This window comes from Bacillus cereus group sp. MYBKT14-1, from assembly GCF_051915185.1.
GTDB classification, from domain to species: Bacteria; Bacillota; Bacilli; order Bacillales; family Bacillaceae_G; genus Bacillus_A; species Bacillus_A cereus.
On the sequence record NZ_JBQAEF010000008.1, the window covers coordinates 25,925 to 37,028 of the forward strand.

An 11,104-nucleotide genomic window follows, 5' to 3' on the forward strand; every position below is an offset into this window, starting at 1 on the left:
AAAAAACTGACCGTGTAATCATTATGGTCCCTCCATTTTCACAAGTGTTTGTTACATTTTACTCATCATCAGGGGAACTTCTTTCATCAAAAGTCTTATCTAATACCTCTTCATACCCTGTATCAATGTATGCACTTAATGAAATTGAAAGCGAATTATTTGAAGTCAAGTTAAAACCACTACTACTTTAGTAAAACTACGAATAGTGGAAAGGCCTTTACAACTCCCACAAGAAACTACAGCAGTAGTATTTTAGCACCAATAGTACAAGTCTTTAATGCAAATGCTATTACATATCAATTATGAAAGCTATCCAATAGCTACTGCTGCATACACGCTATATCGCATTAACTACACCCTTACTATGAAAACTCTTCTCAGGAACTTCATTTTAGTTTCCAAGGAAACTAAAATGAAGTATAATTATATACGTACAATAGATATCATTTATAAATCTATTTACATTTTGTCGCATTAGCTCTTAATCACTTAAATAAATGGAGGGCATAGCATGGAAAACTATTATGATGTAGCAGTAATTGGTGGAGGTCCAGTTGGCCTTATGACAGCATGTGAATTAGCTATTCAAGGTATAAACGTTGTCGTTTTGGAGAGAAGAGTGGATCGCATACGAAATTCTAGAGCACTAACGCTACACCCCCGCTCACTAGAATTGATGGCTATGAGAGGCATTGAAGATCGATTTTTATCTAGAGGAAAGAAATTAGATACAAGTCATTTTGCTGCCTTAGATACAAGATTAAACTTTAGAAATTTAGATACCGACTTTCCATATACACTTTTTATTCCCCAATCTATTACAGAAGAAATATTAGAAGAACGTGCACTAGAATTAGGTGTAGACATTAAACGTGGGCATACTCTGAAAGACTTAAAACAGTATGAAACATTCATACAACTAGAAATAGAACAAAGAGAAACAATATATAAAATAGAAGTTTCATATGTAGTAGGAGCTGATGGCGCAAGAAGCATGGTTCGTGAATTATCAAATATACCGTTTAATGGAACAAACACAACAACTACTGCTATATTAGGTGATGTTATATTAGAAGATATACCAGATACTCCATTTTTATCTACTTCTAATATAAATGGGATATTAATGATGGTGCCTATTGAACCTAATTTATTTCGTTTTGCCATTGTTGATCCTAAGAATCAGGCAATACCCGTTCATGTTGCTGTTACAGAAAAGGAATTCATAGATAGTATTTATAGTATTACAGGTGAACATATTCAAATTAAGAGCACAATATGGCTTTCTCGCTTTGGGAACGCAACCAAACTAGCAAATACTTATCAACATAAGCGTGTATTCTTAGCAGGGGATGCAGCACATATTCATTTCCCTGCTGGAGGACAAGGTTTGAATGTAGGTTTACAAGATGCTTTTAATATAGGTTGGAAATTAGGGCTCGCAATAAAACAGACAAAATATGAAAGCCTATTGGAAAGTTATCATATTGAACGACATGCTGTGGGAAAACAATTTTTCAAAGAAGTACAAGCGCAAGAACAATTAATGATAAACTTTTCAAAAGCAGGAATGGAATTAAGAGAGTTATTTTCGTACTTACTTACATACCCCGAGATAAATAAAGATTTAGCTGAAAGAGTAAGTGGTTTAGGGGTTATGTATTCGTCAATAAACAACCCAGAAAGTCATCCATTAATAGGAAAAAGATGTACAAATCTCACTATTTTCTCTCAAAACAAGAAAAGTTGTAAACTCTTTGAATTAATGAAAGATGGTAAATTTATTTTATTAATACACCCTTCTTATATAGATAAGATAAATAAAATGAATATTGATTCACACATAAAGATAGTTGTAGGAGAAATACAAGATTCCAAGTTAAAAAATATAGATACCGTTTTGATTCGACCAGATGGTCACATAGCCACCATTGAGTATACCAAGATAGATGAATGCGAATAGTCCGGAAAAATAATTATTAATTGTATTAGTGATACAAGATAAATTCATTTTTATAAAACGAGAAGAATCCTATTTATTTAGGATTCTTCTCGTTTTGCACATCTCACTATTTATAAAAACATGTCTACAAAGGAAGAAACACTAAATTTACAATTAACTATAAAATTCTGTTCCGAAGGACTACCAAAAAAACCACCTATATACTCTCATGTTCAAAAATATTTGTCTCTATTTCATATAAAGTAATATAAGCATCCATAAAGATAAAGCACCAAGGATAGCAAGCATTATACGAGTAGATAGTACCCTTACTTCAAAATTGGTTTTCTTGGACGGTTCAGGATATGCAATTACATAAATCCCTTTTAATAGTGCGAGCCATGCAATAAGTGTAATGAGTCCCTGCCAATTAAGTGTCCAAACATTATGTAGGATAACAGTACCTAACCCTAGGAAAATTGATAGAAAGCCATACATAATTCCAAATCCCCTGTCTTCTACCACTAATTTTTCTTCTCTAATTTTAATTTATTAACAATGTAAGATACCAATGTATTCAATGGAGTAATAATAGTCTTAGATGTTTTATACTCAACTTGCTTAGATGCATCAACCATAGATAATTGAGCAACAGAGATAAATTTCTTTTCATCTTTAATGATTTGATTTAAGAACTTTGTAACTTCTTGGTTGTATTCTTTTTTTAGTCCTTTCATTATCAATTCAAAAACACTATTTATGACAATAACCTCTAAATCTAAAGATTTTTGAAGGCTATTAGCATGATGTTTAAGACGTTCTACTGTGCCTTCAACAGTTGCAGGATTTGTAAAAACAATTGTCTGAGGTTGCTGTATATTGCATATGTAATCAAAGAAAGGTACATCAATTTTAATAATTGGCACTGATATTGAGTCTTGGTCTTCATGTAAAATTGCAATATAATTTGTACAAGTAATAAGGATAGCATCAACATTACATTGAGCAATCCATTCTATTTGCTCTTTAGCTTTAAATTGAGCATCTGATTCTTGAAATTTTTCATTGGATGTAACCTGATACATTAATGCCGGGTCAACAAAATGGATTAATTCAATGTTAAATGAGGTAAGTGCCTTTTCTATATATTCTATATTTGAATAATGGGCATGTAAGCATCCTAACCTTTTTCTCAAATTCATTCCACCTTTATTATATTTTCGCTTATTCTATCAATATGCGAATCCACGTGTCTACTGAAATTGAGACCTTTCCTTACATTCTATAAAATGCACCTTTAACTGAACAATTTATTTTCACTAAATAGTTCCTTAATTGATTTTTTTAATAAATAAGGTAACAAGTAATTTTGCAAAATCTAGGATGCAGAGGATTTAAGTTATATTTTTTTGCATATTGAGCATGTTAATCTTTCCACTTAGGAATTAAGCCTGTGTGGACTTACTTTGACTCCAGACCTATTGCTAGTTTGTCAAACGTTTAAGGTAATCAAAATTTATAAAGATAGCGTATAAATTGAAACCAAAACATTCTTCCTTTTATTACAGATATTAAAAAATATAGTATAAAAATTCCATTTTATACTATATTTTTTAACAACTATTTTATTTATTAAGGAACTTTACTTCAGATCTTCACTTGTGTAAAAACCTTAAAAATTCTCTCCATAGAATTGCTTTCCTATCCTCTTCTTAATTTTGACGTCTAGAAGTCAGCATTTAAACTAAACATGCTAATATTGATTTTGTGCGATTGTCAGTTACCTCATAATAAATTTCTAATCCTTTCCGAGTACCTGTAACCATTTTAGCAGCTTTTAGTTTAGATAAATGTTGACTAATTGTACTTTGAGGCATTTCCAAATCCCCATACATTGTTGTTACATTAGTAGGACCTTTTGCAAGCATTATTTTTACTAAAGATAGACGAACTGGATGCGCCAACACCTTTAACACCTCAGCGATTTCTTGAAACATTTCTTTTTTTTCTTTCATCTTATTTCTCCCCTTTTATATACATATTTATCTTATCCATATATATAATTCGAAGGTATATATGTTTTTGTGTCCGTCATTTAAAAAAAATATAAAAAAACTTTAATCCGAAACTAAAGGATTAGCTTAACATAATGTCTCACTATTAATGATGAATAGGAATCTCGTTATAGAAGCAGCAGTTTTTATGCTACAACTCTACATTCAACTAACTAAAATCAATGAAAAAAAGAGCAGATAGTCTGCTCTTTTATGATGCCTCCTTATGTTCCGTGGAATGTTTAACACTCCCCAGTCTCTTTAGTTTATTCCACCCTACCGCTACTCCTCGAAGCGATGAGAATATCGATTTAATGACAACATAAGTCATAAATTGACGGTAAATAAAACGTTGTAAAATTAACCATGCCAATGGTTTTGGGTTCTCTTCCTCTAATTTAAATGCGAACAGAGAAGCGAGAAGATCCATTAAAAAGAATACAAAATAAAATCCTAAAACTTTTAGTGGATCACTACTAAATAACCCCATAATCATTAATATATCTGCAAAAGGAGCAATGAATTGCAGAACATATTGGAATAACCACATGTTAGGCAGTGCAATAAACCCTAATGTTTTATGTTTTGGATTACATAACGCTTTTCGATGTTTCCAAAGACATTGAAGTGTACCATATGACCAACGATATCGCTGTTTAATGAGACTTTTCACATCCTCAGGTGATTCCGTAAAAGCATGCGCTTTTTCTTCATATACAATTCTATGCCCTTGACGTAAAAATGTAATAGTAAGATCCGTATCTTCTGCTAATGTATCTTCGCTTAAATATCCAGATTCAACTACATTCTTCTTGCGCCACGCCCCAATAGCTCCTGGAACTACTGTAATACAATTTAACTCATCAAAAGCTCTACGTTCTAAATTAAACCCTGTAATATACTCAACATGTTGCCAAGTAGTTAACAAATTCCGTCTATTCCCCACTTTGACATTACCTGAAACCGCAGCTACATTTTGATCTTCAAAGTGTCTAACCATCAGAGAAATGGCGTCTTGCGCAATAATAGTATCCGCATCTAAAGTGACAATGATTTCTCCTCGCGATTGTTGAAACCCTAGGTTCATTGCCGATGATTTCCCCCCGTTTTCTTTCTGAATGAGACGAACTTTAGGGTGTTTATAAAATGTTTCTTGCATTACTTTTGACGTACCATCTGTCGATCCGTCATCCACAACAATAACTTCAAATTCTCTATAATTACTATCCAAAATTGAGTGAATCGTCTTAGCTATCACCTTTTCTTCATTATATGCTGCTATGACAACACTAACAAAAGGTTGATAGGACGAATTAATATAGCGAGATAACGTTTTTCTTTTCTGCTTCCATGCAAAATAAATTAAGAATAAAAATCGAAAAATCCCTAATCCAATAGCAATATAAAAAATAGTAGTTAATATATGCTTAAAATATCCAGCTCCTGAAAAGACAGCTTTATTGTAAAGTAAATATTGCTTCCCCTCAGAAGAAACAGGAGGCATAATTTCATCTCGTTCTTTATTCATTAAATCTGAAATTGTTACAAAACTATATCCATTCTTTTTTAGATCTTTAATAATGATCGGCAGCGCCTCTACTGTATGGGTACGATTCCCTCCCGCATCATGGAGAAGAATAATATTTCCCTCTCCCTTATAAATGGGATTAAGAGCACGTCTTACTAATTCATTTGTTGATGGTGTTGCCCAGTCTTCGGGGTCAACTTTTTCCGCTACCATTGTATAGTTCATATTTTGTGCACGTAAAATAGGCAATATTTCATTTGATGAATCCGGGTTAGCATCCGCTTCATATGGCGGTCTAAATAAAACCGTAGAATGTCCAGTTACTTCCTGAATTAAACGTTGCGTCATATTAAGTTCTACTTTCGTTCGTAGTAAAGACGTATCAGCTATGTTAGGATGCTTGAAAGTATGATTGCCAATTTCATGCCCTTCATCATATATTCTTTTTACAATACTAGTATTTAGTTGTGCGTTTTCACCAAGTACAAAAAAAGCAGCTTTTATTTGATTCTCTTTTAATATATCTAAAATTTTTGGCGTATATTTCGGGTCTGGCCCATCATCAAATGTTAATACTACTTGTTTCCCATTTGGTTTTCCATATCGTTGCACTTCATATGCAGATGGTAAGGATTGATATACTTCATCTGTAATATAACCATCTTTGCCTACTTTAAAATCTCTCAATCCATTTTTTCTTTCATTCTCAATCTGTAAAATTTCACCTTGTCCAGAATAATTTACTTCATCTAAACTATTGATTTTATGTAATACATTAGGATTTTTTTGTACCTCAATAGGATTTTTTAAAACTTTCCATATTGTAGGGTCTTCTGCTCCTAGTCTCCATAATGCAAATCCCTTTGCATTATTGTCCATTGCGATTTTCACTTGATTATAGAGAGTAACACCGTCTAAGAACCAAGCAGTATGTTCTTTCTCTCCTGTTTTATATCTAAAATAAGGGTTCCCACTCATCTTATCCCATTGAATTTTCATATTTGAATCATGAGCCATTGCCATAACCTCTGAGAAAGTTAAAGACTTCGCAGCTTCTTTACTATTTACTTCCCAATCATACCCATAGTTACCGAAAGCAACTATAAGTTTATTAGACGGAATATTCAGTTCTTTCAATGTATGTTGGAACCATTTATTTGAAGCAATTGGTCCTGGCTCTCCCGCTCCATAGTGCTCATCGTACATCATTACAATTATTCGATCTATTATTTTTGCTAACGCACTATAATCAAAAGCCTTATCATTAGCTGGAACATCTTGTGTAACGAGTAAATCATGTTTATGAAAGACCGTAGTAAGTTCTTTCATAAAATTTGTTAAGTTTTCTCTATCACTTTCAGGTACGGCCTCAAAGTCAATATTAATACCTGAAAACTGATTTTTTTTAACTTGGCTTACTAAATCATTAATAAACTTTGTCTTTACATCGTTTGAGGAATTCAGCAACTTATGAATTAGCCCACTATCAGGACCAGAAGCTTCCTCAGTATAGTTAGTAAGCAAAGGCATAATCTTCACTTGATTTTTTTCTGCCAACTTTACTATCTCAGGTTTTATCTCACTTCTAATCGTTAAATCTGCTTTTAAATGATACCACTCTGGTACTAGTGTGGTTAATGAATCGATATTTTCTTTTAAAGAAGCGGTACTATTTTCATCCCAGTTTACATAAAAACCATACACTTCTTTAGGTTGTTTACTATCCTTCGGCGAATTCACCAAATTTTCATTATCCTTCGTTCCGGTATTTGGGTTAAATTCTTCCTTCTTTAACTGCTGATCACTAAGTTTTTGATTAATTGGTACAAGTTTATTATCTTGTTGTACAGCGGTATTCATATTTGGAATTTCTGGTGTTGAAAAAATGCTTTGAAAGAAAAAATAAAATACAACACTTACACTAACTATTGAGATACATAGAAACGAAATAAAGGCTATGTTTCTCCTTCCTTTCGGATCATAAAAAACAGGTTTTTCTTTATCTTTTTCTTGTTGAATGTTTTTCTCCATTATATTTTTCACATACTCCTTCTTAATAGAACTATAGAATAATAAAGTGCAACTTTAATCAGTGGGGATTTTGTTCATCCCCCACTGATTATCAACCCTCACCAATCGGGCTGCCCGGCAAATAGCGGAATAAATCCTTTTAACTTTGAAATGAATCTCTCACTTTCATATTCTATTGATTCTTCTTTTCATTCCCCTGCTGGTGGCCTCTATTTTCTTGTTGAGACCCCCTACCATTGTTCCCTTGTTCGTTTCCATCATTTTCTTTCTGAGACCCTCTTCCATTGTTCCCTTGCTGATTCCCATTATTTCCTTGTTGAGGATTTCTTCCATTGTTCCCTTGCCCATTTCCATTATTCCCTTGTTGAGACCCTCTTCCGTTGTTCCCTTGCTCGCTCCCATTATTTCCTTGTTGAGACCCTCTTCCGTTGTTTCCTTGTCCATTTCCATTATTCCCTTGTTGTGATCCTCTTCCGTTGTTCCCTTGCCCATTTCCATTATTCCCTTGTTGAGATCCTCTTCCGTTGTTCCCTTGCTGATTCCCATTATTTCCTTGTTGAGATTCTCTACTGTTATTCTCCTGTTGATTCCCTCTATTTTCTTGCTGAGATCCTCTTCCATTGTTTTCTTTTATTTGCTTCGATGGCTGTTCCTCTGTTTTCTTTTGTTCTTTCTGCTCTTGCTTTTCATATTTTTTTTCTTTTACAGGAGACAAATCCAGTGGTGCATCAGGAGATAACTCCGGTTGTGATTGCACCTCTTCTTCGTTTTCTACCGGATTAGACGGGGTGGCAGGAGGCGTAAGTGATTTGTTCTTCTCATTCTCTTGCTTTATATAGACACCTGTGCCAATTCCAGCTTTTCTAGCATTCTCTCGTACTTGCATTGTGCTACTTTGATATTCAACTGTAATATGTTTTAGCTCATATTCTTTCTTTAATTCTTTCATTGCCTTTTCCAAAAGTGGTTCTAGTGCCTTGTCCTTTGCAACTGCTGTTAGCATAACTTGCTTATCTTTCGTTAAATACTTATCCTCTTGACTTTGCTTTATAATAGTACGTATTACTTCTTGCAATTGTTTATTTTCCCATTGCTTCAATTCTTTTAAAATACGCCTTCCATCATCATTACAAGCCTGCAAATCTATAACACGAAAATCCTTTGTTACGCTCACCTCTAAACTTGGATTTATATCAACTGAGACGTAAGCAAATACTTTTTCTTCTGGTTGGTTGTAGAAAAACAACACTGCAAATAGAAAACAAGCAACAAGTATTGATGCAGGCTTTAAAAAGGAAGGGATCGAAAAATACGATGCTTTTTGTTCTTGCTCATCAAATGAGATTTCCTCCCCAATTATGCAAGAATCCCCCTTTCTTTTACACGTAATAAACTCTCCATTTGGTGTTAAAACAACTACGCTATGCTTTTTTATATCCATCACAATTCCTTTATTCATCATGCTTCCCTCCCCTTATATAATCAAGAATGTATGTATAGTTGTTTGCAAAGATAATACACATTGCAATGATATATTTTCTATGACGCTCCAATGTTTTGCGACTTACCCTAACACGCGGTTCAATATGTTTAAGCGGTAACTTTTTCTTTCGGAACAGCTCTTCCATCATTTCCTCTTCTTTTATAATAATTTTCACAATTTCAATTAAGTGCTCACGCGTATCACGATGCTTAGGAGATTCTTTAGCAAGCTCTGAGAATGTGATTTTAAACTCAGCTAGCACACTTTGAAAATGAAGAATTTCCTCCTTACGGTTACTATTTTCCATCTCTTTCATATACTCCGTAAGCGACACTTGCATTTCTAACATTTCCTCTTGCTCATCTTCTTTTAAAAAGACAAAGTTATGTTTAGACTCCTTACGTATATAGTCAATTACATCTCTTTTTATAAGAAGATCAGCAAACGCTAAAAAGGATTTTCCTTTTGTATATGAATACTGTTCAATTGCTTCGTTAAACGCAAACAATCCAATGCTATATTCATCATCCTGTTCTGTAATATATCGGCGGCAGACAGATGAAATTGATTTTCTAATAAAAGGCTGATACTGTACGATAAATGCTTCTTTATCTTCTTCGTTGTTTTGTATGTTACATACGATATCTTCTATTTTCGGTTTTCTTAAGATCTTCATTACTAAACTCAACACTTGTAATCTCCCAGCCTCCTTCAAATAGCAAAATGGCCACTACACAAGTGACCATTTAACCAGATTTTCTTGGTACTTTTCTTCGGTCTTGTTTTCTTGCTGTCAGTTATATTTTTCGATTCTAACTTTTTCCAACATTTTCTTAATAATTTTCCTTTTCTCTCGGCACTGAAGTTAAGTTTTTATTTTTATCTACTTTCTTATTTTCTACCGTTCGTTTTGTTTATTCTTTTTCTATTTTATCTGCAATCCTTGAATAACTCTCCTCTATACCATTGGTAATTTCATCCTTTTATTTTGGATGCCCACTTAATCTAGTAATTTTATTAATATTTTTATATTCTTTCATAGCCATTTTTCTTCTATTTATTTTCTTCACTATACATATTCGGAGGAGTACAAAGTTTTATGGGGGTCAAAAAATATTTTTATAAAAAAATACATATTTATTTCAAAAATAAAAACCATCAAATTGATGGTTTTCTTATAATATCTATTAAATTAAGTTGGATTCTCATTATATCTAAAAAAGTACTAGCTATCCCCTGCAGATTTTCTCCATTTTCATCTTTCTTGGTTATCATAATATGTCTTATCTGCGTATTTTCTATCATTTCCTTTTAGATAAGCTAATATTACTTTTGGATTTTTAAGTAAAGTCCAGTCTCCATATGTATCAAATCTTCTGCATGAAGTTATCATTCCATTTTTAATAGTACCGAATTTCTTATTTTTTTTCTTTCCCCATTCTTTTAACCGTTTAGCGAAATCTGCATCTTCTGCCATAAGCATGTTTTCATTAAATCCGTTGATTGCCATAAAGTCTTTTCTATAGCACCAAAAAATTCCTACAGATATAGCTCCGTACTTAAAAAGTAAGGGGATTATTATTAGCATTGCGGAGAGAAATATTCCTAAAGATATTCTTTCAAACTTCCCATTTACTCCACCACCAATGTATTTACCTGAAGTTAAATATTTATCTACATTAGACAACATAGACTCTGTCATTATCGTATCAGCGTCTATAGTGACGATTATTTCTCCACTAGCTATTTTTGCCCCTGCATTCCGGATTTTAGATAAGTTTTTATCATTATTTTTCAATGTAACACAATTATAAGATTTTGCTATTTCCTCTGTTTTATCTGTGCAACGATTTAAAACAACTATAACTTCCGTTTGCTCTTTATATGCCTCTGATGCCTTTGCAATTGAATCTAAACATTTTCTAATGTACTTTTCTTCATTGTGTGCAGGAATTATAATAGAAAACTTCATATCTTTTTTCAAATTGACTCCTGAAGATTCATTTGTCTCAGTCATAATATTCCCCCCTTATTTTATAAGGTTAATATCTACTATACATAAATTA

General features: G+C 32.9%; 7 protein-coding genes and 1 pseudogene. 1 reads left to right on the forward strand and 7 read right to left on the reverse strand.

Annotated features, from left to right (window positions below):
• The first annotated feature begins 511 nt into the window (after nucleotides 1–511).
• Nucleotides 512–1,963: an FAD-dependent oxidoreductase gene (locus tag ACTFO4_RS19465; protein ID WP_061457507.1), complete on the forward strand. Its 1,452-nt coding sequence runs from the start codon at nucleotides 512–514 to the stop codon at nucleotides 1,961–1,963.
• A 228-nt stretch (nucleotides 1,964–2,191) separates the two neighbouring features.
• Here ACTFO4_RS19465 and ACTFO4_RS19470 read toward each other — a convergent pair.
• From ACTFO4_RS19470 to ACTFO4_RS19500, 7 genes and pseudogenes are all read right to left on the reverse strand, one after another.
• Nucleotides 2,192–2,476 (reverse strand): annotated as a pseudogene (locus ACTFO4_RS19470) (hypothetical protein); the annotation flags it as partial.
• Nucleotides 2,467–3,144, reverse strand: a complete 678-nt coding sequence (locus ACTFO4_RS19475; protein WP_031312136.1) for a hypothetical protein — start codon at nucleotides 3,142–3,144, stop codon at nucleotides 2,467–2,469. The pseudogene ACTFO4_RS19470 and the gene ACTFO4_RS19475, both read right to left, overlap by 10 nt.
• Nucleotides 3,145–3,681: 537 nt before the next feature.
• On the reverse strand, nucleotides 3,682–3,957 hold the full coding sequence (locus ACTFO4_RS19480; RefSeq protein WP_000660065.1) for an ArsR/SmtB family transcription factor: 276 nt from the start codon (nucleotides 3,955–3,957) through the stop codon (nucleotides 3,682–3,684).
• A 250-nt stretch (nucleotides 3,958–4,207) separates the two neighbouring features.
• Nucleotides 4,208–7,555: a glycosyltransferase gene (locus ACTFO4_RS19485; protein WP_078421032.1), complete on the reverse strand. Its 3,348-nt coding sequence runs from the start codon at nucleotides 7,553–7,555 to the stop codon at nucleotides 4,208–4,210.
• A 172-nt stretch (nucleotides 7,556–7,727) separates the two neighbouring features.
• Nucleotides 7,728–9,017, reverse strand: coding sequence for an anti-sigma factor domain-containing protein (locus ACTFO4_RS19490; RefSeq protein ID WP_440018862.1), 1,290 nt, complete (start codon nucleotides 9,015–9,017; stop codon nucleotides 7,728–7,730).
• Nucleotides 9,007–9,729 carry an RNA polymerase sigma factor SigI gene (sigI, locus tag ACTFO4_RS19495; RefSeq protein ID WP_061457510.1) on the reverse strand — a complete coding sequence of 241 codons (723 nt, stop codon included), beginning with the start codon at nucleotides 9,727–9,729 and terminating at the stop codon, nucleotides 9,007–9,009. The genes ACTFO4_RS19490 and sigI overlap by 11 nt, the downstream gene beginning before the upstream one ends.
• A gap of 564 nt (nucleotides 9,730–10,293) precedes the next feature.
• Nucleotides 10,294–11,055, reverse strand: a complete 762-nt coding sequence (locus ACTFO4_RS19500) for a glycosyltransferase (RefSeq protein WP_063536970.1) — start codon at nucleotides 11,053–11,055, stop codon at nucleotides 10,294–10,296.
• Nucleotides 11,056–11,104 lie beyond the last annotated feature (49 nt).